At 63.4% G+C, this 21,445-nt stretch carries 25 protein-coding genes; all 25 read right to left on the bottom strand.

Translation table 11 applies throughout. The annotated features are described in order from the left end of the window. Nucleotides 1-116 precede the first annotated feature (116 nt). On the bottom strand, nucleotides 117-611 hold the full coding sequence (locus QNA11_RS10465) for a M15 family metallopeptidase (RefSeq protein ID WP_283482980.1): 495 nt from the start codon (nucleotides 609-611) through the stop codon (nucleotides 117-119). A 70-nt stretch (nucleotides 612-681) separates the two neighbouring features. Continuing rightward, nucleotides 682-2,271 (bottom strand): DUF2793 domain-containing protein, encoded by a 1,590-nt coding sequence (locus QNA11_RS10460; protein WP_283482979.1) that lies wholly within the window; start codon nucleotides 2,269-2,271, stop codon nucleotides 682-684. A 12-nt stretch (nucleotides 2,272-2,283) separates the two neighbouring features. Then, a complete protein-coding gene (locus QNA11_RS10455) occupies nucleotides 2,284-6,162 on the bottom strand; it encodes a baseplate multidomain protein megatron (RefSeq protein WP_283482978.1) in 3,879 nt (1,292 codons plus the stop codon). Between the two features lie 117 nt (nucleotides 6,163-6,279). Next, nucleotides 6,280-6,717, bottom strand: a complete 438-nt coding sequence (locus QNA11_RS10450; protein ID WP_283482977.1) for an NlpC/P60 family protein — start codon at nucleotides 6,715-6,717, stop codon at nucleotides 6,280-6,282. Beyond that, nucleotides 6,714-7,598, bottom strand: coding sequence for a phage/gene transfer agent baseplate hub protein (locus QNA11_RS10445; RefSeq protein ID WP_283482976.1), 885 nt, complete (start codon nucleotides 7,596-7,598; stop codon nucleotides 6,714-6,716). Before QNA11_RS10445 ends, QNA11_RS10450 begins: the two co-directional genes overlap by 4 nt. Nucleotides 7,599-7,608: 10 nt before the next feature. Next, a complete protein-coding gene (locus tag QNA11_RS10440) occupies nucleotides 7,609-8,247 on the bottom strand; it encodes a phage distal tail protein, Rcc01695 family (protein ID WP_283482975.1) in 639 nt (212 codons plus the stop codon). A gap of 8 nt (nucleotides 8,248-8,255) precedes the next feature. After that, nucleotides 8,256-8,843: a phage tail tape measure protein gene (locus QNA11_RS10435; protein WP_281930734.1), complete on the bottom strand. Its 588-nt coding sequence runs from the start codon at nucleotides 8,841-8,843 to the stop codon at nucleotides 8,256-8,258. Beyond that, entirely contained in the window at nucleotides 8,827-9,075 is a 249-nt protein-coding gene (locus tag QNA11_RS10430) for a rcc01693 family protein (protein WP_283484198.1), read from the bottom strand. Before QNA11_RS10430 ends, QNA11_RS10435 begins: the two co-directional genes overlap by 17 nt. Beyond that, nucleotides 9,072-9,428, bottom strand: a complete 357-nt coding sequence (locus QNA11_RS10425) for a gene transfer agent family protein (protein ID WP_281930737.1) — start codon at nucleotides 9,426-9,428, stop codon at nucleotides 9,072-9,074. The genes QNA11_RS10430 and QNA11_RS10425 overlap by 4 nt, the downstream gene beginning before the upstream one ends. An 8-nt stretch (nucleotides 9,429-9,436) precedes the next feature. Beyond that, nucleotides 9,437-9,847 carry a phage major tail protein, TP901-1 family gene (locus QNA11_RS10420; protein ID WP_283484197.1) on the bottom strand — a complete coding sequence of 137 codons (411 nt, stop codon included), beginning with the start codon at nucleotides 9,845-9,847 and terminating at the stop codon, nucleotides 9,437-9,439. Next, nucleotides 9,847-10,272: a DUF3168 domain-containing protein gene (locus QNA11_RS10415; protein ID WP_283482974.1), complete on the bottom strand. Its 426-nt coding sequence runs from the start codon at nucleotides 10,270-10,272 to the stop codon at nucleotides 9,847-9,849. Before QNA11_RS10415 ends, QNA11_RS10420 begins: the two co-directional genes overlap by 1 nt. 10 nt (nucleotides 10,273-10,282) lie before the next feature. Next, nucleotides 10,283-10,612, bottom strand: a complete 330-nt coding sequence (locus tag QNA11_RS10410) for a phage head closure protein (RefSeq protein ID WP_283482973.1) — start codon at nucleotides 10,610-10,612, stop codon at nucleotides 10,283-10,285. Beyond that, on the bottom strand, nucleotides 10,609-11,184 hold the full coding sequence (locus QNA11_RS10405; RefSeq protein ID WP_283482972.1) for a head-tail connector protein: 576 nt from the start codon (nucleotides 11,182-11,184) through the stop codon (nucleotides 10,609-10,611). Before QNA11_RS10405 ends, QNA11_RS10410 begins: the two co-directional genes overlap by 4 nt. Nucleotides 11,185-11,244: 60 nt before the next feature. After that, nucleotides 11,245-12,471 carry a phage major capsid protein gene (locus QNA11_RS10400; protein ID WP_283482971.1) on the bottom strand — a complete coding sequence of 409 codons (1,227 nt, stop codon included), beginning with the start codon at nucleotides 12,469-12,471 and terminating at the stop codon, nucleotides 11,245-11,247. 125 nt (nucleotides 12,472-12,596) lie between these two features. Further along, a complete protein-coding gene (locus QNA11_RS10395; RefSeq protein WP_283482970.1) occupies nucleotides 12,597-13,166 on the bottom strand; it encodes an HK97 family phage prohead protease in 570 nt (189 codons plus the stop codon). Continuing rightward, complete coding sequence (locus tag QNA11_RS10390; RefSeq protein ID WP_281930747.1) at nucleotides 13,166-13,327, bottom strand: histidine kinase; 162 nt, start codon at nucleotides 13,325-13,327, stop codon at nucleotides 13,166-13,168. The genes QNA11_RS10395 and QNA11_RS10390 overlap by 1 nt, the downstream gene beginning before the upstream one ends. Further along, nucleotides 13,324-13,512, bottom strand: coding sequence for a hypothetical protein (locus tag QNA11_RS10385; RefSeq protein WP_202072921.1), 189 nt, complete (start codon nucleotides 13,510-13,512; stop codon nucleotides 13,324-13,326). Before QNA11_RS10385 ends, QNA11_RS10390 begins: the two co-directional genes overlap by 4 nt. Before the next feature lie 239 nt (nucleotides 13,513-13,751). Then, on the bottom strand, nucleotides 13,752-14,072 hold the full coding sequence (locus QNA11_RS10380; protein ID WP_281930749.1) for a CDI system immunity component: 321 nt from the start codon (nucleotides 14,070-14,072) through the stop codon (nucleotides 13,752-13,754). Nucleotides 14,073-14,397: 325 nt separating this feature from the next. Beyond that, nucleotides 14,398-14,631: a hypothetical protein gene (locus tag QNA11_RS10375; RefSeq protein WP_202072919.1), complete on the bottom strand. Its 234-nt coding sequence runs from the start codon at nucleotides 14,629-14,631 to the stop codon at nucleotides 14,398-14,400. 225 nt (nucleotides 14,632-14,856) lie between these two features. Next, on the bottom strand, nucleotides 14,857-15,165 hold the full coding sequence (locus QNA11_RS10370) for a CDI system immunity component (protein WP_202072918.1): 309 nt from the start codon (nucleotides 15,163-15,165) through the stop codon (nucleotides 14,857-14,859). Between the two features lie 7 nt (nucleotides 15,166-15,172). Further along, a complete protein-coding gene (locus QNA11_RS20615) occupies nucleotides 15,173-17,272 on the bottom strand; it encodes a phage portal protein (RefSeq protein ID WP_349362193.1) in 2,100 nt (699 codons plus the stop codon). 154 nt (nucleotides 17,273-17,426) lie between these two features. Continuing rightward, nucleotides 17,427-18,758 carry a DNA-packaging protein gene (locus tag QNA11_RS10355; RefSeq protein WP_283482969.1) on the bottom strand — a complete coding sequence of 444 codons (1,332 nt, stop codon included), beginning with the start codon at nucleotides 18,756-18,758 and terminating at the stop codon, nucleotides 17,427-17,429. Then, complete coding sequence (locus QNA11_RS10350; protein WP_283482968.1) at nucleotides 18,712-19,224, bottom strand: hypothetical protein; 513 nt, start codon at nucleotides 19,222-19,224, stop codon at nucleotides 18,712-18,714. The genes QNA11_RS10355 and QNA11_RS10350 overlap by 47 nt, the downstream gene beginning before the upstream one ends. 763 nt (nucleotides 19,225-19,987) lie before the next feature. Beyond that, nucleotides 19,988-20,590 carry a hypothetical protein gene (locus QNA11_RS10345; protein WP_283482967.1) on the bottom strand — a complete coding sequence of 201 codons (603 nt, stop codon included), beginning with the start codon at nucleotides 20,588-20,590 and terminating at the stop codon, nucleotides 19,988-19,990. A 268-nt stretch (nucleotides 20,591-20,858) separates the two neighbouring features. Next, nucleotides 20,859-21,350 carry a YcgN family cysteine cluster protein gene (locus tag QNA11_RS10340; RefSeq protein WP_281930758.1) on the bottom strand — a complete coding sequence of 164 codons (492 nt, stop codon included), beginning with the start codon at nucleotides 21,348-21,350 and terminating at the stop codon, nucleotides 20,859-20,861. Between the last annotated feature and the right edge of the window lie 95 nt (nucleotides 21,351-21,445).

Raw genomic sequence — 21,445 nt, 5'->3', positions numbered from 1 at the left:
CTTAGCGCGCTTTCCGTTCGCGTGAAATTACGCGCGAGCGATGAGAAAGCGCGCAGATTCAAAAAGCTGGAGCGCATTCTTATCGCAAAAGTCTGTCAACTTTTGCGGAATGCGCTCTAGCGGCTGACAGCCTGAAAATGCATGGGGTCGCAATCGCCATTGGCGCCGCGCCAGATGAGGCCGCAATCCTCGAAGGCGCGGGCGGCCTCGAGCGGGATGAAGCCCGGCCGCCATTTCGAGCGGAAGGGATTATGTTGCGGATCGATGTCGAGGGCCGCGCCGAAGCTATGCGTCGACCAGCTTTTGGTCGAGCCGCGCTTGAGCCGCACCATCAGCGAGCCGCCGGTCAAATGCAGGCGATGCGCTTCGATCTCGCCTTGCGTTCCGTAAAGCTTCTTGACGGCGAGCAGAGCGTCTCCGAAAGCGTCGCGGCATTTTTTATGGAAGCGCAGCGTCGTCACCGGCGGGCCCCAGGAATAGCGCATGGCGAAAGGCGGGACGAGATCGACGATATTGTCGCGCTCCCATGCCGTATTGATCGAGCTGTGAAGCACCGGATCGCCATAGAAGTCGATGAGCTCCGAAGGCGATCGTTCACTGGGCCATTGCATAGAAAATATCCTTTCTCGCGAGAGGCGCGCCGAACGGCGTTTTCGAATTGTTTGGGGAGGCAGGGCCGCTTCAGAAATATTCGACGACGATCGCGTAACCCGTTCCGCCTGCTCCACCGGCGCCGCCGCTCCCGCCGTTCTGATGTGCGCCGCCGCCGCCCCCGCCGCCGCCGGGGAAGCCCCCGGCGCCGCCATTGCCTGCGGTCGCAAGGCCGGACGCGCCGCCGCCGCCGCCCGCTGCCGCCTGCTCCAAGGGACCGGCGCCGTTCGCCCAGCCGCCGAGGCCATTGGCGCCGTTTATCGCGCCGCCAGCGACGCCGCCCTGGGCGTTCGAGGCGTTGCCGGCGACATACACGCTTCCGCCTTGCCCGCCATTGCTCGCGGCATTCGCTGCGGTAATTCCGCCCCCGGCGCCGCCGCCTGATGAAGCGCCAGGGCATGCGCCGCCTTGCAGCCCGGCGTCGCCTGTCGCGGGGCTCCCGCCGCCGCCCGAGCCGCCGCCGGGATAGAAGGAGCCAGCGCCGGCTGCTGCCGATCCGCCACTCCCGCCGGTCGCGCCGCCAGCGCCGCCCGTCGCGCCGGAGGCGTTTCCAGCAGGCGCCAATCCACCCCCGCCGCCGCCCCCTGAACCGGCGGCCAGGCCGCCGCCGCCGCCAGCGCCGCCGCCTGTTGCGCGCAACAGCGCCCCGAATGACGTATCGCCGCCGGAAGCCCCGTTCTTGCCTGCTGCGCTGTTCGTCGTTTGCGCCGCGCCGCCAGCTCCGCCCGCGCCAATCGTGACAGTTCGGGACGCGCCAATTTGCGCGGCCGTAAATCGACCCCGCGCAACGCCGCCACCCCCGCCGCCGCCACCGCCCGATGCAATTGCTCCCGCCGCCTGTCGCCCGCCTGAACCGCCGCCCCCGCCGGCGCCAAAAAGAATGACGTCGATCAGCGTCACGCCGGGCGTGGGCGCGTAAGTCCCGTTCGACGAGAAAGCCACGATCTTCGTGGGGCCGCCGCTCGGAAAGGCGACGGCGCCGGTTGTTCGGTCGACGACGATCGCGCTTTTCCAAGCGGAGCCATCGGGCGAGACCTTCACGCGGAAATCATCGTCGCCCGAGAGTCCCATCTCGGCGCGTCCGGAATAAGCATCTTGATAGACGAGAGACGCCGTGTTGGAGGCGGCTTCTTTGTTGAGTGTCAGCCGCAGATCGCCCGAGCCGCTTTCGCCCGTGGATTTTGCGGTGAAGAGCGCCGCATTGAGCTTGGCGGAGAGCGGATTGCCGGCGTCCGCGCTCGTGCCGACGCCGAGCCGCGAGAGATTCCCCAAATCTCGCAGGCTGGAGCCGAGGTCGACCCAATTCGCGCCGTCATAGAGCAGCAGGAGCGACTCGGCGGCGACATAAAGGCGCCACCCCGGCCGCGGCGTCAGAAAGCTCCAGCCGCCCGCCAGAAATGTCGCGATATGCCCACTCTTGCCAGCGAAAGCGCCCGCAGCGCCCGCGCCGATCAGAAGCCGTTCGCCTTCACTCGGCGTCGCCGGCGGGACAACGACGCCGCGCGCGGAAACGGCGAGATGGGTCAGCGCGTCGACAAGCGCCAGCGACTCATTATGCGTGACGTGTTTTTGCGCCTGCGCCGCATCGATGAGCGGCAGCGCCAGATGGGTCGTCTGCATGTGCTGCAAATCCTATTGAACGGCGAGCGCGCCAATGAAAGGAAAGCCGCGGCCGACCGTGGCGCTCATCTGATAGAGCGAGAGGGTGAGCGTGCTTTGCGGCGCGCCGAAATCGGCAAGCTCCTGCGCGGCCGGATAGACAATCGAGGGCGCCGTGGCGGAAAGCGTGCGGGCGCCTGTCGGCAGGACGATCTCCGCCTCATAGGCTTCGCTCGCTTCGCCGAGTGGGATGTCGACCGCTTCCCACGCATCCGAGTCGATGCGCGATCGTCGCAAGAAGTCGATGACGATCCCCGTTGGCGTCCGGGTCGCGCGCACCTGTGTCGGCGCATAGGGCTTGAGAGGCTTGTTCGTCGCCGTCACAGTGGCGCGCACATAGAGCGGGTCGGCCATATCGCGATCAGCGGGGCCGACTGCATAAGTTATCGGCGCGCCGATGTCCGATGTGTTGCGCGCCAGCGGCGCGAGCGCGTCGTCGAGCAGGACGACTGTCGAGCCTGCCGGCGCAACGCGCGCCGCAAGATTTTCCTCGCCGCCGACGCCGCGAATGAGTCTGGAGAGACGATAGGTTTTGTCGGCGACGAGCTCAGCGCGCGCGAAGGCGAAAATCTCCCACGCGCCATCGGCGCCGCGAATAGCCATTGCCGTGCGGCCGCTGAGCGCCACGAGATCATCGACCGAAGCGAGCGCGCCGCCGCCGAGCCGCACCGTAACGCTTGACCCATTGTCGAAGCGCCCGACAGGCCCCGGCGCCAGCGCGTCCAGCGTGTCGCCGATCGTCGCCCGCTTTTCGATGGTTCCGATCACCTGCGAGGCGCCGCTGTTTGCGCCTTTCACAATGGCGAGCGGGCCCGGCCAGGGATCGGCGAAGGCGGCGACATAAGACAGCGCCGAGGAGTCGCGCACAAGGGCGAGGTCGAGAACGACCACGCGCGGCGGGCCCATGATCTGGGGAGAGGCTACTGCGGTTCGGCAGATTCTCGGCGCCGGGACATCGTAAACAGCGGGATCGACAGCCCGCGCGCTGACGCTGCGCGCAGCGCCGTCCGTGATCCGTTGGATCTGGAACAGCCGCCCGCCGCCAGCGGCGCCCAGGCGCACGATGTCGCCCGGCTGCAGGCCGACGAGGCCGGGGCGCAAGGTAAATTCCGCCGTATCGCGGCCCACCCAAAGATCTTGCAGCCATATGTCGGCAAGCCTTTGCGCCTCGGAGCGATGGATCATCACCGCCGCCTGGGCTTCGCTCTGCCGCGCCGAGCGGCCTTCGAGCCGACGCGAGAGAACGCGCGCGGTCTGATAGTCGTTTTCCGAGTCACCGTAGGAAAGCGCAATCTCGTGCGGCAAATCGCTTTCCTGCGTGCGCGTCAGCGTGACGAGCGACATATCCTTCCCGGGGACGAGATCGTCTTCGCCAATGTCCCGCGCGGGACTCGCACGCCGATCGACGAAGCGCAGCTTGCCGCCCGCGACAATCGCGTCGAAACCATAAAGCGCCGCGAGCGAGTCCATCGCGTCGCGCGGCGACATCGGCCGGTCGAGCGTATAGCCGTCGATGAAGCCGCCGATGTTGGGGCGTTCGATCTCCAGCGCCGGGGGCGAGGCGGCGCCCGCGAGCGTCGTCAGGAGACGGTCGAGTGGAGCGCCTTCCAGGCGTCCGTTGAGCCAATGGCCGGTCTCCCAATTGGGCCCGTCGCTCCATGCCGCGCTCTGCGTGGGAAACGCCGGGAAGGGACGCGCGTCCCAGCACCAGATATGGATGCGCGCCGGATCGACCATCGGCCCGCCATAGATGCTCGACGTAGGGTTGGCCGCTGCGCCGCCGGGCCGTGACGGATCGAAATGCGAGATCATCGCCTCGATGAAGCGCGCCTGCATGAGATCGTCGCGCCCGTCGCGGGAGAAATAAGGCAGGCCGCCTTCGCTCGATCGCGCGTCTGGGAAAACATTGGGGGCGTTCGCGCCGCGGTCCACCGCCGGGCAGCCGGTCTCCGTGATCCAGATCGGCTTCGATTGCGGAACCCATGCGGTCGATTGCGCGAGCTCGGCGCCGCCGACGCGCTCATAGTGCGGCAGCGACCAGAAGGAGCGGAAATCCTTCTGCCGATAGACCCAGGGCTTGCCGAGGCCATCGGTGATCGGCGTGCGGATTTGCGCGCGCCGCGCGTCGCTATGCGCATAATACCAGTCGTACCCTTCGCCAGCCGCAACGCGGGAGGCGAGATAATCGAGGTCGGTGACGGACGTCGCAATCTGCGCGTCGAGATGCGCATTTCCATCGCGCCAATCGGAGAGCGGCCAATAGACATCCACGCCGATGAAATCGATGGAAGGCGACGCCCACAAGGGATCGAGCGGAAAGCGCAGCTCGCCTGCGGCGGGAACATGCGCGCCATATTCCGTCCAGTCGGCCGCGTATGACACTTTGGTTGCGGCGCCGAGAATAGCTTTCGCATCGGCAGCCAATGTCGTGAGCGCCGTGACGAAAGGATATTCCCCGACGCCCGAACGCACGCGCGTCAGCCCGATCAGCTCCGAGCCGATCAGAAATGCGTCGACGCCGCCGGCCGCTTTGCAAAGATTGGCGTAGTGAAGCGCAAAGTCGCGGTAACGCGCGACAAAGGCGCCGATCTGCGTCGCCGCCGCAGGCGTTGCATCCGGCGTCCCCGGCTGGCCCGGCGCAGGATCGCAGGTGATGCGGCCGCGCCAGGGAAAGACCGGCTGTCCATTGAGGCCCGTATAGGGGTTCGGCAGCGCGTTTCCGGGCGGAACGTCCATCATCAAGAACGGATAGAAGACGACCGAGAGCCCGCGCGCCTTCAAGTCCGCGATCGCCGCCGAGACGGAAGCGTCGCTCGGCGTGCCGCCATAGGCCGAGCGTCCGTCGATTTGCGAGACGAGCGTCGCGGTGGCGCGCCACTTCCCGGCGACGCTCCAATCCGGCGGCCAAAAATGCCCGAATATGAAGTCGAACTCTCCGATGGTCTTGAAGCGCGAGTCGACGCGCGGCTCGATGTTGCAATATTGCGCGCGCAGATCGTCGCCGAACCATGTCACGACGAGCGCGACGCTCTCGAGATTGGGGCAAAGCGCCTGCAGCGCATCGATCGAGGCCTGCCAATCCGTCTGCGCGGTCAGTTGGTGGCGATTCTCGGCGTTGGTGACGCCGGGCGTCCAGAAGTTGAGTTTCAGCGTGGGAAGGTAGCCGGCCTCCGTCGCGCCGGGAATGATGTCGACGCCGCGGATCATCTCGCCGACGCCGGCGACGGGTTTCACCACCTCGAAGGTGAACTGCGGAATCCGATTGCCGAAAGACGCCAGCGCCAATCCATCGAAAACAATATAAGCGAGCCCGCGATAGGCGGGCACATTGCCCGCGCCTTCCTTGGCGACGATGAGCGGATCGGGCTCCTGCTCCTGCGTTCCCGCGTAGATGCGGATGGGGAGAGTCGACATGTCGAGCTCCACGCCATCGGCCCAGATGCGCCTCACGAAAGCGATCGGCCCCTCACAGAGACCGATCGCAAAACTCGCCGAATAGACATAAGTGAAGGTGACGCTTTGCGTGCCGCTGCTGCTGCCCTTGCCGCTGCGCGGCGCGCTTTCAAAAGTGGCGTTGACGCGTTCGAGAAACCGCGTCGCCCAGATCATCTGCCCGCCGATCCGCGCGCGGCCATAGACGCGCGGCACGCCGGCGCCCTCCGTAGACGCGATCCCATCCATCGACTCGAGACGCGGGCCGACGCTGTAGCGCGGCGACGCATGCGGCGCGAGCGCCCGATCGATGAGCGAGCCGCCCAGACCGCCCGCAAGACGGCCGGCGATCGAACCGACGGGTCCGCCAACCGCGCCGCCGACGACGGAGCCGACGGTTTGTAGAACGAGCGTCGCCATGCAGATCTCTGTGTGTTCTTATGTGAAATACTGGCGTCATTCCCGACGCTCGCGCAGCGAGTGATCGGGAATCCAGGACCAAGCCCGTTGCCAGTCGTTCAAGCGGAACGGCAAATGTCAGTCTTCGACGCCGGGGAAGGCGAATGCGCCAGCGATGCGCTTGCCCCAATGCGCGCCGATTGCGACTTCGGTCACGCAAGCGCCGCTGTGGGCGTGGACCATATGCGTGGCGGAGGTCGCGACGCCGAGATGCTTGGCGGGAAGATGATCGCGAAAACGAAATGCGAGAACGTCGCCGGGGCGAAAGTCGCGAACCGCGACGGCGCTGAAATGGCGATGCGCGGCGTCGAGCAATGTCTCGACGCCCAGGCTTTCCGCCCAATCGGGCGTATAGGGCGGGGCGGCTTCCGGCTCCTGGCCGACCACTTCGCGCCAGACGCCGCGCACGAGGCCCAGACAATCGCAGCCGATATGAATGAGCGACGCTTGGTGGCGGTAAGGCGTGCCGATCCAGCGCCGCGCCGCTGCGATAATCATCGAGCGTTGGCGGTTCATCGAAAAAAGCTCCCCCCGTCCATCGCGGGCGCGAGAGCGCTCGGATAGGCGATCACGCGATAATTGCCGGGCATATGCGGAAAGCCACGGAAATTGACGATATTGTCGAACTTCTGCTGGCAGGCCGCCGCGGATTTGTCACAGCCTGCAACAAGCGAGACCCTATCGCCTGCGGCGATTGCGCCGCCCGGCGGAGTCCAGAGAGCGACCGAGGCGCGCAGACCGTCCTGTCCGTGCGATTTGATTGTGAATCTGGCGCCGTCGTTTGCGCCACTCGTGAAGGTGAGCGCGCCGCCGGAGAAATATGCGCTGTTGAAAACGCTCGCGAGATCGAGTGTCAATATGCCCCCCGAGAAGCCCATGACAGTCGCCGCCGTCTCGAAGGCGGCGAGGTCTACTCCGCACTGCGGATCGCCGAGATCAGCGGCGCACCCGCGCTGAAAGGCGCGGCCTTGCTGCTGGTCAAAGACATGGGCGTTGGAGCGCAGCTCCGCCGCAAAGGCGTGTTCGCCGCGTCGGATGTCTCCCATCGTCGCCACGTCGAGCAGCACGCGATCACTCACATTCGACCAATCGACGAGCCATGTTTCGATCGAAGCGCCATCATAGAGACCACCGAACAGATCGCTTTCGGTCAGGCCATCGTCCCGCAAGGCGCCGGATGCCTCGGCGGTTCCAGCGGCGAGCCCCAGATTTGTTTCGAGCTGCGAGGCTGAAAGTCCCGTATCGGCGCGAAAGGTCACGCCGTTGAAAATCAGGTCTCGATCATGATCCGTAAAGCCGAGGACGGCGCCGTCGTTCCTCGTGAGGCGCCAGCACTGGCAGAAGGTCGTGGCGGCGGCGTCTAATTTTGCCTGCATGGCGGCGGAAAGCGTCAGCATCGTCGGTTACTCAAACAGCAATTTCAATGATGGGGATTCTCGGAATCGCGCCGGCCTCGAAGGCCTGCATGTCGATTTCGAGAAAATCGGCGTCGAAGCGCACGGGCACGTCGAAGAGATAACCGGCGGTCACGACGGCGCCCAGCGGCGGGATAGCGGCGGCCGTAAAAGCGACGACTCCCGTCGTATGATCGACCGAAAAGTTTGCGGATATTTTTTCCACGCCATTCACCGCCACACGCACGCTTCCAGCGACAGGCTTGGCGATGTCGCGCACATAGGCCGAAAAGGCGCCGCCATATGTTTTCACCAGCGGGAACGACGCCCGCGCGCCATCGCCTGTCCCGAGTTTCTGATCCGTTGGCGCCGGCGCGACGCCGGGCGCGCAAGAGGCGTAATCGGCGCGGTCGCGCCAGCGAAAGCCATAGAGGCGGCCCCGCCGTTCTTCGAAGAAATCGATCACCTGCGCGAGCTGCGCCAAGGTCTTTACGCCATAGCCGGCCTCGTAACGACGTCGCGAATGCGCCCATCGCGCATTGCGCGACTCGCGGTTCGAGCCCAGCGTCACGATCTCCGTGCGCCGCTCTGGCCCGCCGCGTCCGTCGAGGGAGACGTCGAGAGGGAACCGAATTTCATGAAAGCCGTTCATGCCGTCTCTCAAAGATTGCGTTGGCCGCGTGCGACGGCTCGCGCAAGCGCGCCGGTGATTTGTCCTTCGGAGCGGCGAAAGCTTTCCATGTCCTGCGCCGCGATGTTCACTGTCACCGAAACAGGCCGCCCATTTCCCTGCGGCGCGACGACGCCCAACCGTCCGTCCGAGCCGCGCGCGAGCGGCATGACGGCTTCCGCGCCGCGTTCGCCCATCAGCCCGGTCGAGGCGCCATTGGCGAAATAGGCGGGGCTTGCGATCACGCCGCCCTCTGCGAAAGGCGTTATTTGCTGATTGCCGAACGAACTGGCCAGTAGGCTCGAGAGATTGCCGACGAGCCCGTTCGTCAGCGCGCGCGTTCCATCGCGCAAGGCCAGGCGCGCCACAGACAGCGCGACGGTGGCGAGCGTATCGTTGAGGCTTTTTCCACTCGCCGCCGCAGCCATCAGGCCGTTTGTCAGCGTCTTTGCGGCCTTGTCGCTCGAGGCGTTGATCTGGTCGAGCAGCAGCTTCGTCGACTCGAGATTCTGCGTTGCGAACGGTAAGGCGGCGTCCGGCTGGTTGAAGACGTCGGGAAAATTATTGCCGTTGTTCATCTCGGCTCCGGTCGGGGAACTCCCGCATCATCGCGTCGAGCATTGCGCGGCTCGGCGGTCCCGCCGCGCGCCCATAGACGCCTTCCGTCGCGTGAAACAGCTCACGCGGCGTCATCGACCAAAAATCTTTTGGCGCAAGCCGCAGGACGCCCAGGCCGAAGGCCATGGCGCGCGAAAACGGAAAGGGCGCGCGCGGGGAGGACGAGTGCGCCGCTACGTCGCTTTTCGCTATCGGGCGTCCTGCGGCGTCCGAGGGTTTGCGGGCGGCGGCTCCGGTGCATCGCCGAATGTCGCAGCCAGCAGGTCGGCTGCGATCCGCACATAGCCTGCAAGCCCGTCGGAAGCTTTCATGAGTGAAACCTGGTCGTCGGTCAGCGCATGGCCGGCGCCGCGCAGGCCGCAGCCGATGATGCGCAGAATGTCTCTCGCCGAGAGCCTGTTCGCCTCGAAGCGCTCAGCAAGCGCGACCAGGTCTTGCGCGCCGAAGCCGCTTTCGAGCTCCGCGAGCGCGCCGAGGGTCAGGCAGAGGGTATAGACTTTGCCGTCGAGCAGCGCGTCGATCTCGCCGCGTTTTGCATTCGCCATCGCAAGCCTCACATCGCGCTGAAGGTAAGCGCGCCCGCGGAATCGAGGGCGATGTCGAAGGTGATCTCCGCGGCATGCTCGCCGCGATAGTCGAGATTGGAGATCTGGAACGGCCCCTGCAAAACGCCGAAATTTGGAATAACGATCTGCCAGTCGCGCAGCAGGCCGTCGAAGAATGTCTGGCGGAGCATCAAATCCGACGATTGGTCCTTGAAGATGCCGGTTCCGGAGACGCTGGCGCGCTTGACTCCGGCGCCGTCCAACAGCTCCCGCCAACGGCCGGTGGATTCCGCGTCGGTGACGTCGACGGTATCGGCGTTGAGCGCAATGCGCCGCGTGCGAAGCCCGGCAATCGTGACGAAGACGCCGTCGCCGTCGCCGATTTTGAGAAGAAGGTCCTTGCCTTTCTGGGCGGCCATCATGGTCCCTCGGGTTCGAGATATTCGGTTACAGCGCGAAACGTCATTGCAACGCGCGCGAAGCGCCCGTTCAGATCGCGCTTCGTCTCCAGCGAGACGAAGCGCAGATCGACGAGCGCATGACCGTCGAGCGCCAGCGGCGCTTCATCCAGCAGGTCGATGATCTGCTGAGCCGCGCCGAGCGCGGCGCTCGTCCCACGTTGCGTCGTCACCACTGCGAGCGTGAAATAGTGTTCGGCGCCGCGCGCCGATTGCGCGGACCAGTCTCGCATCTGTGCGTCGGCAAAGAGCGCATAAGGCGCCTCCGCGCCGCGCGGCGCCTCGTCGTAGATTTTCGCGCCGCCAAGTGCGTCGACGAGCGCCGCATTTGCGGCAAGGCGCGCGATGATCGCCTTGCGCAGCGCAAGAATGGGAGAGCCGCTCATGGGCGCTTCCTCATGAGAATTCTTCGCAAAGACATCTCAAAAAGCGTCGCTTCTCGTTGATGTCGGCGACGCTCTCGATGATGAGCTTGCGGCCGCGAAAATCGAAGCGCATCTGGCTCTGCACGTCGGCGCGCCAACGGATCGTCACGGTAACTTTGCGCGATTGTTCGAGGCGCTGTTCGATAAATTGCTCCTCAGCGCCTTGCGTTTCGATCTGCGCCCACAGCCGGACGAGCGGCGCATAAATGCGTATGATGCCGCCGACATCATCTCGAGCATCCGTGGGCGCCTCCAGCGTGACGCGCTGGCGCATGGCGCCGATCATGGGGCGCGCGCTCATGACAGCCGCCTGCGCCGGAACGGAGCCGCAAGCTGCAGGACAGAATTCGGAAGCGCATCGTCGGCTTCGTCGCCACGTTTTTCCCACCAATGTGCGACGAGAGTCAGGATGGCGCGCCGTAGCGGCTCGGGCGTCTCATTTGCAAGGTCGCCATAGCCAACCGTGAAGTCGATTTCGATCGCGTCGGCGCCGCGCTGTGCAGCCGGCGGCGCGACGGAGAAGATCACGCGTCCCTCGCCCTCCGCCCTCGGCGCGCGATAGCTTTGCGCATCGATTGCTTTCGCCACGCCACCGGCGTCATTAATTCGGATGGCGTCGACCGACCGGAACGGCGCAAAAGGAATGATGAGGCGCGATGCGGTCGCGACGCTTTTCGGCCAGGCGTCATACACGAGCCGCCAGCTTTGGGTAACGAAAAATCGCCGCGTATAGGCTTCGAGAGTCATCCGGGCTGAAACGATCAGCGCCTGAATGAGCGGGTCTTCGTCGCTGGCGTCTTCGCGAAGCCATGACTTCGCCTCCGCGAGCGCGACCGGTTCGATCGCGGGCGCGCCAATGAGCATCGGTCGCATGCCGGCTCCTGTTGCGTAATGGGAAAGAGGCCCGCGGCGCCGCCGCCGCGGGTCGCGGGATCATGAAACGCCGAGCTTCAAAAGCTTGATCGCCTCGAAATTCTGCACGCCGCCGCCGACGCGTTTCGTGGTGTAGAAGAGCACATAGGGCTTTGCGGAATAGGGATCGCGCAGCACGCGGATGCCGACGCGATCCACGACGATATAGCCGCGCTCGAAATCGCCGAAGGCGATGGAGAGGCTGTTCGCGCCGGGGTCCGGCATATCCTCGGCTTCGACAATGGGAAAGTTGATCAGCGACGCCAGGCCATTCGCGTTTTCCGGCGGCGCCCAGATATAGTCGCCGGTCGTCGTCTTGAACTGGCGGATCAGCGACTGCGTGCGCCGGCCCATCACCCATTTGCCGTTTTGACGGTATCCGGCGCGCAGCGCGTAAACCAGATTGAACAGCACGTCGGAAGGATTGGTCGCCGGGAAGGCGCCTGAGACGCCGGTGGCGACATAACCGATATTGCCCCACGTCCAGCTCGTATCGGCGACGGTGGTGTAGGAGAGGAAGCCTTTCGGCTTGTTCACGCCGTCGCCGCTGACGAAGGCGGCGCCTTCCTGCTCGGAAAAAGCCACTTGCACTTCGTCGGCGATCCATTGCTCGATATCGACGACTGAATCGTCGAGCAGCGCCTGGGTCGCCGCGGGCATGGCGTAAAGCTCCATCGCCGGAAAGGTCATGTCGGCGATTTGCTGGTTTGCGGTCTGTGGACGCGCGTCGGTTTCCGCCACCCAGCCGGCGGCCGGTCCGGTCGTCGAATAGGCGCGGCGTAGCGTCTGCGTCGAAATCTCGCGCACGCTGGCGATGGCGCGGATCGGCGACAGTTTCGCAAGGCGGCGCAGGATTTCGCGCTCCGCTGGAACCGGCACGAGATAGCCGCCGTCAGGGCCAGAGGCGCCGGACATGGCCTTGGCTTCGAGCGCCTTCAATCCTCCGGCTTCGCCCGAGCGCATATAATGGTTGAAGGCTGATTTGTGTTCTCGCGCGCCATGCTCCTCCGGAGCCGCGCCGCCGATGCGCGGTCGCGCGAGGTCGAGCGCCAGCCGATCGAGACGGCTTTTGGTTTCATCCAGCGCCTGGTCGATGCGTGCGAGTTTTTCCTCGGTGACGACATCCGCGCTCATGCGCGTTTCGATTTGCGCCAGACGTTCGTCATTTGCTTCCTTGAAGGTGGAGAAGGCGCGGTTGAGATCGTCGACGATTTGCGCGCCGGCGGATTTTATTTCGATGGATGACATTGGGGCCTCGAGCAGCGCACAGAAAATCGCGCCGGCGGCGGCCAGCGTGAAAATGTTCTGCGCATGTTGAAGAACCGTCTTGCACTCTTTTTTCCGCGACCGACGGCGCGTCGCGGTTATGGCGGTTAAAGCTGCGCGCTTTGCAGCCTGTGCTGGAAGCGCAGCGCCGCCTCCTGCGCCCGCAAGCGGACCAGCGCCGCGCGCATATCGTCGGGCGTACGCGCGGCGATGCGTTTCACCGCTTCGATGCGGGCCTGTGTGAGCATCGGAAATGTCACGATCGAAATTTCCCAAAGGTCGATCGTCTGCAACCGTCGCAGGCCGCTTGCCTTATCCGTCGTCGCGCGCTCGGTCTTGAAGCCGATCGAGAGCCCGTCGACGGCGCCGGCGCGCAGAAGCGACAGCGCTTCGCGGGCGCGCGCCACGGAGAGATCGAGGCGGCCCGTGACCTTCAAGCCTTTGGCGTCCTCGACAATCGTGGTCCAGACGCCGATCGGCTCGGCCGCGTTATGCTGCCAAAGCATTTTCACGCCGGCGGCGCCGCGTTTGGCGAGAGAGCGCGCGAAGGCGCCTTTCATCACAATGTCGCCCCCCGTGTCGGCGACGCCGAAGTGCGAGGCATAGCCTTCGATGATCCCCGCCGCGCTTGTGCGCGCGAGCGGCGTTTCGGCGCGTTTGGTTTCTGGCGGGGCCATCAAGCCTTCTCTCCCGATGCAGGGTGTGCGGCGGAGCCGCGCGCATGCATGCGCATCAGCACTTGCACGAAGGTCTTGAACACGTCCGAGGGATCGTCGGCGCGGCGCGTCATGCGTCGTTTGACGCGGTTGGCGAAAAGAAGTCGTTTGAGATGCGTCATGAGTCGCTCCCACAGCGTCGGTTGAATCTGGCGAGCTCGCGCACGAAGGCGTCGATCCGCCGTGTCGCCTCGCCCAGCTCGCGCAGGGCGAGATGGGCCTGGGCCGTCGCGACGCAGGCCCACAGAAAGAGCGCGAGATGAGCAAGATCGCCGCGCTCGAGTATGGCGTCGAGAATGTCGGACATGAAAGCGTGGTTTCCAGCAGGGAAGGCGTATCGTTAGAAAATGTGACTAGCCGACCGGCGTTGTAATCGAAGGGGAGGGGGCCATAGCCCGGCTGCAGTCACACGTGAATCTGCACGCGCGTGCGGCAGCACGATCTGGCGCCAGAAGGCGCGATGCGCTTCACTGTAGTTGGAAAAAGTGTTGTCGCCGGGCAGGCCGAGGATCGGCGGCGGGACGCCGGTCCCGACGCGGCGCGGCGTTACCGTATATAAGGCCGCGTGATGACGTCGCAGGTGTCATCGCGGATCAGGAGATTCTCTTCTCCGAAAACCTCCCAGAAAATCTCCGGGATCATCCGAATGAATTCCGAGCGGTCCTTGTTCCACTGGACCATGAAGTTGGCTTTGGGATGAAATCCGTAGTCTGCGTCGATTTCGATCCCGCGAGCAGACGGCTCGCCGACGTCGGAAATCCAGAAATAATGGAGAATTTCGGCGTATTTTGACTGGGCCAGCGCGATGCGTTCGATTGTCTGCTCGACTGGTAACGCGCTAGCGATAGAGAATGAAATCGACATCATGAGCCTCAGAAGAGATAGTGGAGTCTGCCGCTTTGGTCGATCACCCAGAGACGCTTCAAGCCCGGGATTGGATACGTCCGAAATTGCGCGATAACCTCTTCAATCGTCACGGGCGTGTCCATCAGATTGATCAAGATATTTTCGGACCACTAGGAGTTGCTGAACCCTCATGGCAGACGGCGTTGCGCTCATAGACTTCGCGCGCCTGTGTGACACGGCCCTCTGGCGCCACCATTCGCTACTTTTCGACGATAGGTTCGTTTTGCGCCAGCGTCATTGGGGCCACCTGTAAGGTGAAAACCTATTGTCGTGGGCGCTGAGATTGTTACGCTGAGGCAATATATTTTTCTGCAAGCGTGGCCAAGACGGCCGTGTATACGTCCGGCGCGGGAAACTCGATCGTATAGCCGACATTGGTCGGGTCAGCGTCGTGCACGCCAACAACCGTGCCAACAGAACCTTCAGGCAATGTGATATTTGTCGTCTCGTCCCTGATAAGCTGAGCTTCGACGGCGCATGTCGTCCGGACGAGTTCGAGTTCGTTGAATTTTGTCTTCATGGCGGCTTCCCCGTTATCAGCGTGACCATATGAACTTTACGGTCACGGTACGGCCATCGAGGCCTTTAATCGCAATCAATTGCTCGAAGCGATCGCTTCTCGCGGCGGAAGCTTTCGACGCGGCGAAATCCATGTCTTTTGGCGACAGCGACAACGCTTTCCAATCGAGCCCGCCTTCGAGCAGCGAGGGACGCCCCGCGTTTTCCGCGCCGGAGCTTCTAAGGCTTACGGAGGCGGGACGACGTCGTAGTTATTGTCACGGATGAGGACGTTGTCCTTTCCGAAGATGTCGTAAAAGATGACGGGAATTAGCCGGATCAGTTCCGAACGCTCCTTATTCCATTGAATCAGGAATGTGCTTTTCGGTTCGAAACCGAATTCGGCGTCGTCTTCGCGATTGTAGGACTCCGCTTCTCCGACTTTTGAAATCCAGAAGTAGCGGAGAATGTCTCCATATTTTTCCTGGGCCTGTGAGATTCGTTCCTTCGTCTGATCGGGCGATAGCGCACTGTTGAGAGCAAAGCAAATAGACATTGTGGCCTCAAAAAAGGTAGTAAAGCTTGCCATACCGGTCGATAAGCCAAAGGCGCCTCAGCCCCGGAATCGGAAAAGCTCGGAACTGCGCGATGATCTCCTCAATCGTCAGCGGCGAGTCCATAAGGTTAATTACAACATTCTCAGACTGATCTGTAGTCACTTTGTATCTTGCGGAGCTCCACACATTCCGGGCCCGATCCGTTCGCGGTGCGAATGCGTCGAAGATTTCGCTATCGATCCGATAGTCAGGTTGCTTGACGCCTTGAGCGTTGGAGCGCTGATGGAGTTGCTCGACATTGTGCCCGTTGAGCCAAAGAATGTCAGCTGATTCATTTTCTCTAATTTTACCGCGCCGCGTGTCGGCGTCATCCTTCTCCAGCACATGCGCCCTTGGTCCAGTCAGATTCCCTCGGGATGCCCGACCGCTCTGAGGCACGACGTCGCCGTATTTCTCCCGCAGATACTCCGCGTATCGCGCATTTGCTTGCCTTGTTAAGTCCTCGTTGCGCGCGATGAGGCTTTCGATGTCATTCGGGTCTGAAAGCGATGGTTCCGGTTTCCAATGCGGATCGATCTCGCGCACGCGGGTTTCCGCGTCCCGCACGAGGTCGCGGCTCATTTCGAAACGGTCGAGCTGCGATGAGGTTGCCGTGCCAGGCTGGTTCGCCGCGCCACGCCCGCGTCCGCCGCCGCGGCTTTGCGCTAATTGCACGGACCCGCTGAGGGCTTCGCCGACGTTGCGGTCGACATTCATCGGGAGCCTGTCGACCCTCTCGCCGATACGTATCGGCCCGTCGGGGCTTCCGTCCGAAGGCTTGCGGCCCCCGCCTCCGCTCGTCCACTGCCCGCCTTCGGGCGATCCCGCGGGGACGCGCGGCTGGCTCGGCGAGTAGCGCCGCTCCAAAGGCGCCGCTCCGTCTTTGCCGAAGAGCGCCTCCTTCGGCGTCGGGCCGTAGCCCACTGCCTCGCGCTGCTCGTCAAGCGTAAGAAAACTCGCCTTGCCGACGCGGTCCCATTCGGCGGCGCGTTCGCTCGCCAAGGCTTCCAGCCGATCGGCGTTGTAGTCGAAGCGGAACGGCCCATAGCCCGGCTGCAGCCACACTTGAAAACTCTTCTGCACGCGCGTGACGAGCGGCAGCACGGTCTGGCGCCAGAAGGCGCGATGCGCTTCGCTGTAATTGGAAAAAGTGTTGTCGCCGGGCAGGCCGAGGATCAGCGGCGGCACGCCGAAGGCGAGCGCAATCTCGCGCGCGGCGGAAGCTTTCGACTCGGAAAAATCCATGTCCTTGGGCGACAGCGACAACGCCTTCCAATCGAGCCCGCCCTCCAACAGCAGCGGCCTTCCGGCGTTTTCGGCGCCGGAGAAATTTTCTTCCAGCTCCTGCTTCAGCCTGTTGAACTGATCGTCGGTGAGATGCGCGCCCTCGGGACCTGCATAAACGAGCGCGCCAGAAGGGCGCGCCGAATTGTCGAGCAGCGCCTTGTTCCAAAAGCTCGCAGCGTTATGCGTGTCGAGCGCGACTTGCGCGGCGGCCAGCGGCGCGAAGCCGTAATAATCGTCGAGCGGGTTGAAGAAGCGGATATGCAGAATGGGCTCGATTCCTTCGCCCCGCATGTCGTAGCGGATCTCGTCGCCGAGCGCGCGATAGACGTAAGCCGAAGGCCAGCCGTTGCGTCCCGGTTCGACGCTCATGCGGTCGGGCCGCAGCGCATAGAGTTCGCGCAATTGCCCCTCGATGAGAACAGACTCGATATAGGCGTTGCCGTAGAGCAGGAGATTGGCGCAGATCGTCTCGATGAAGGAGACGCTGGTGTCGAGCGGATTGGGCCGTTCGATCAAAGCGAGCAGCGGATGATCTATCAGCTCCTCGCGACCCTGATACATGAGCCACGGAACAGAAGCCGCGGCTTCCGCCACCATGCGCACGCAGCGGTGGCAGACGGCGTTGCGCTCATAGCCTTCGTGCGTCATGGCGGCGCTATTGCGCGATGTCCATTGCGGCAGGCCGATGGAATGCATGGCGAGCAGCTTCGCCGCGCGCGAGTATTTGGCTTCACGCGCGGGCGCCGCCGCGCCGAAAAGGCGCGAGAAGAATGAATGCATGAGAGGTCTCTTGAAATGACCGGATTTCCCTTCTCCCGCTTGCGGGAGAAGGTGTCGCGCGGAACGCGTGACGGATGAGGGCGGCCCTCACCCGACCCTCGCTCACGCGAGGGCCACCCTCTCCCGCAAGCGGGAGAGGGGAAAAGCTGGCTAATTACACCCGCCGCATGCGCGGCTCCGGCGCCTTGGGCGTCAGCGCCAGCGCCGTCGCCGCCCATACGAGCGCGTCGAGACGATCGGGCGAACGCCCCGACGACAATCCGTCGAGCCCGAAATCGCACATCTCGTCTTCGAGCGCCGGAAAGGCGCCGACATGCTTCACGCGGCCCTGCTCATAGAGCTGCGCCACCGGCGCGGCGCGCAGATATTTACCCCTTGTCGCGCGCGCCATCGTGACAGGCGCGCTCGCGTCGGCTTCGTTCAATACGGCGCGCACCATTTCGCCGCCCTGGTTCACTTCGGCGATCAGCGCATCGGCGGAAAGCTTGTGATAGAGCGCGATCGCCGCGCGCGCCCATTGCGCCGGCCGCGCGGTTTCCAGCGTGGCGTCTTCGAGCACATAAACAAGCCCCGCTGCGTCGGCGCCGGCCGCGACGATGCCGCAATTGTCGGCGCGCTTGCCGGAGGTCGCCGGCGGATCGACGGCGACGACGATGCGCGCCAGAGAGGGCGCCTCCGTCACGCGCGCCGCGTCCATCATGTCGCGGGTCCACAGCGCGTCCTTACGCTCTTCGACGATCTCGCCGTCGAGTTCCTGCCGCCCGAGCCTTGTGCCGGCATATTGCGCGATCACGCTCTCCAGAAAGGAGGGCGCAAGATTGGCGGCGTTCTCGCGCGTCAGCGCACGGGTGAGCGCGGTCGCGGGATGGGCGATCAGCTCTTTCAGCAAGGGCGTGGGTCGCGGCGTCGTGGTCACGAGTTGGCGCGGCCAATCGCCGAGACGCAGGCCGAATTGCAGCATGTCCCATGTCTCCCTGGCGTAGCGCCATTTGGCGAGCTCGTCGCACCAGGCGGCGTGAAATTGCGGGCCGCGCAGGCTCTCGGGGTCTTCCGCCGAAAAGGCCTGCGCGACGGCGCCGGTGTCCCACAGCAATCGTCGTCGCGAGCTTTCCCAGCGTGGCCGCTCGCGTCTGCCATGCACGGAGAGAAGGCCGGAGACGCCTTCGACCATCACGTCGCGCACATCCGCCGCCGTCTCGCCGACAAGCGCGATGCGGCCGGCGGGATGCAGGCAGAATTGCGGGCGTCCGAGCGCGAGGCCCTTCACCCATTCGGCGCCGGCGCGCGTCTTGCCGGCGCCGCGTCCGCCGAGAATGAGCCATTGGCGCCAGGGCAGGCCGTTCGATGTGGCGCCCGGCGGCCATTGATCCTTGCGCGCCACGAATTCCCAGTCGGCGAGCAAGCGTTCGAGCTCGCGCGGCGTCAAACCGTCGAGCAGCTCATCCAGGCGGCCCGCCGCCGCGCAAGCGCTCGAGCCGTCGAGCAAGCTCCGCGCGGAGCTCGGCCAATTCGCGGGGCGGCGCGTCGCTGGCGTCGTCATCTTGGGCGGTTGCGTCCTCTCGGGTTTCGCCAGCGTCGCGCTGCATGCGCTTCAATTCGGCGAGCGTCTTGACGAGCGTCGCGAGGGTTCGCGCGCTGGCTTCGATTGTCTTGGGCGCATGTTTGTCGAGCGCCGCCTCGGCGCGCGCGAATTCGCGCTCGACCGCATCTTCGAGTCGCGCGATGAGCCGGGCCGGGTCGGCGGGTTTTGTCTGCGGCGGCGGCGCTTCGGCGTCCGCCTTGCGCTTGCAGGCCGAGGCGCGTTTGGGCCAGTCGTTCCTTTCGCGAAAGCTGCGAAATTGTCCGTCGGTCATGCCGAGGAGCTTCGTGATCTCCGCGAGCGGCGCGCCGGCGTCATAGAGAAGTTTCGCCTGCGCGACTTTGGCGCGCGGCGGGGAGGGGCTCGTAGCCATGCGTTCTCGTCTGGGCATTTTAAAGCGCGCCTGAAGGCGCGCGCAGTTTGTTGACAAACCTTCGAGGCGGCCTCGTCCTTCGAGACGCGAGCTTTGCTCGCTCCTCAGGATGAGGCCTAAGTGTTCGGCGAAGTTGTAGAAGCTCCTCATGCTGAGGAGCCTGCGCAGCAGGCGTCTCGAAGCAGGAGGGGCGTCACCGCCACTTTGTCAACAATCTGAGCGCGCCTGAAGGCGCGCGGTCCGGACCGCGGGCCTTCAGGCCCGCTCGAGGCGCCGAAAACGACGAAGCCATCCAGAGCCGGGCTCGGGATGGCTTCGCTTGATCGGCGGATGGTCCCCGCGTCGCAGCGGCGGCCTCGCCGCTCGGGCGCAATTGTGGAGCATGGGCTTTATCTACCCGACTAGCGTCCCGCTGTCAAGAATAAAATCCTTGCGAAGTCGGGGTGTCACAGGAGGCGAAGGCCGTTGAAATCGCGATAGTCCATCAAAAATAGGGCTGTATTTCCGATTTGCATGAAGAGCAGATGCTAGGAAAAAATACCTTTTGCAGATCGCGGGCTGTGCCCTGCGTTCGGGCCGATAAAGGTTATCTCTCGAAGGGCATTGTGGTCCTCAAGAGTGAGCCGGGGGAAGGTATAAAATTGCCAAGTACCTCTGGGGGTGAGATTGTTGCGCTTGGACGGACGGCCAAGGTGGACGGATGCGATGTGTTTTGCGAATGGAAAATATTATTAATTATCTGTTGAGCTGGCGCGCATCGCCTTTAAGGAAGGTCATTTCGTTTATCGCTAATATCGCCGCTCCTGATAAAATATATTCTTTGGGCAATTTCATTGCATGTTACCATGAAGCGAGTTCTTGGGTGGGTTTTGTCTGAGGCCTCAGCAAGGCGGGCTTCTGTGACCTTGTTTAAGTAGTCGAATGGGATGAATACACTTGGCATATCAGGGTATGAAAGCTCGTTGCAGCAGCGCTTAACAACGTCTGTTGTGAACTGGATTGGCCTTCGAGAGTGAGCAAACTGATTTCTCAAAAGTCGGATTATGTTGAGGTCGTGTCGAGTGACTCTTCCGACCAACTTTAGGGCGTACGACATCTCGATTTTTGAGCTGAAATCGCCGAGTACCCCAGATGGCTTGAAGAGTTCCTCTGCTTCATCTTCTCTCATATGGTTACGCAAAAGCTTGCCTAGCGAGCGTTCCACCAGCGACCCCATCACAACCGCCATAGCGCGGTCCGGTCCTTCGTATAGCTCTGCCTCAAGCGACTGTAGGTCATCTTGTGTTGGATCACCTGATCCATATTTTCTTAAATCACTAAGATACTTTGGGTCGTTCATATCCAGTCCTGTGAATTCTGCGGCCAAAAAGGCGATCCGATTGGCTCTTATAGCGATAAGGAAGCGTAACAGCGTATGGATGGTGCGCGTCGTGGCGCGCAGATCGTTAGTCCCGCTCCAGCTAAGAGCGTGACTCCGAAAAAAGAAAAAGGGAAGCCCGTTAAAGCTTCCCTTTCTTCACCTTCTTCCTCCAATGAAGGAAGCGAGCGGCCTTAACCCCCCAACGGGATGGTTATAGGTGAGGCGCTTGACTTTGGTGCCCTTCATCGCGAGCGCGGCGCGCTCAATAGTCACCTCAATACCGCGCCTTCTTCGGCCAACGCTTCGGCCACAACCGGATGTAGTCCGGCGTATCCTCCTCGTCGATGTCAGCCTCGCTGACCTCAACCTTCCCGCGCACCGAGACCCCGACGCGATGCACGCTCTCGGGGTCGCCCGAGATCAGCGGGTGCCAGGGCGGCAGGGGCTTGCCGGCGTCGCGCAGCACATAGGCGCAGGTGGGCGGCAGCCAGTCGATCTCCTGCAGCTTCTTCAAGGTCAGCCGCACGCAATCGGGCACATGGTCGCGGCGGTTTTTATAGTCGCCGCACTGGCAGGACTCGTGGTCCAGCATCTTGCAGGAGACGCTCGTGTGGTAAATCGCGCCGGTATCCTCATCCTCGAGCTTTACCAGGCAGCAGCGCCCGCAACCGTCGCAGAGCTTCTCCCATTGTGCGCGCGTAAGTTCCGATAGCGGCTTTTCCCAAAATGGGGTCGCCGCGCCTTTTTCGCCTTTTTCCCCTGACATTCTTCCCTGTCCGGCTGTTCCGCCTTCGGGCGGAAACCATAATCGGAATGGGGGGCCGCGGCGGCGTCGTCAAGATGGTTTAAAAGATGCTAACG

Origin of the sequence: Methylocystis sp. JR02, from assembly GCF_030063565.1 — a bacterium.
In the GTDB taxonomy this organism is placed as follows: domain Bacteria; phylum Pseudomonadota; class Alphaproteobacteria; order Rhizobiales; family Beijerinckiaceae; genus Methylocystis; species Methylocystis iwaonis.
The sequence above is the reverse complement of the archived record's forward strand: the minus strand, read 5'-3'. Positions and strand labels throughout refer to the sequence as shown.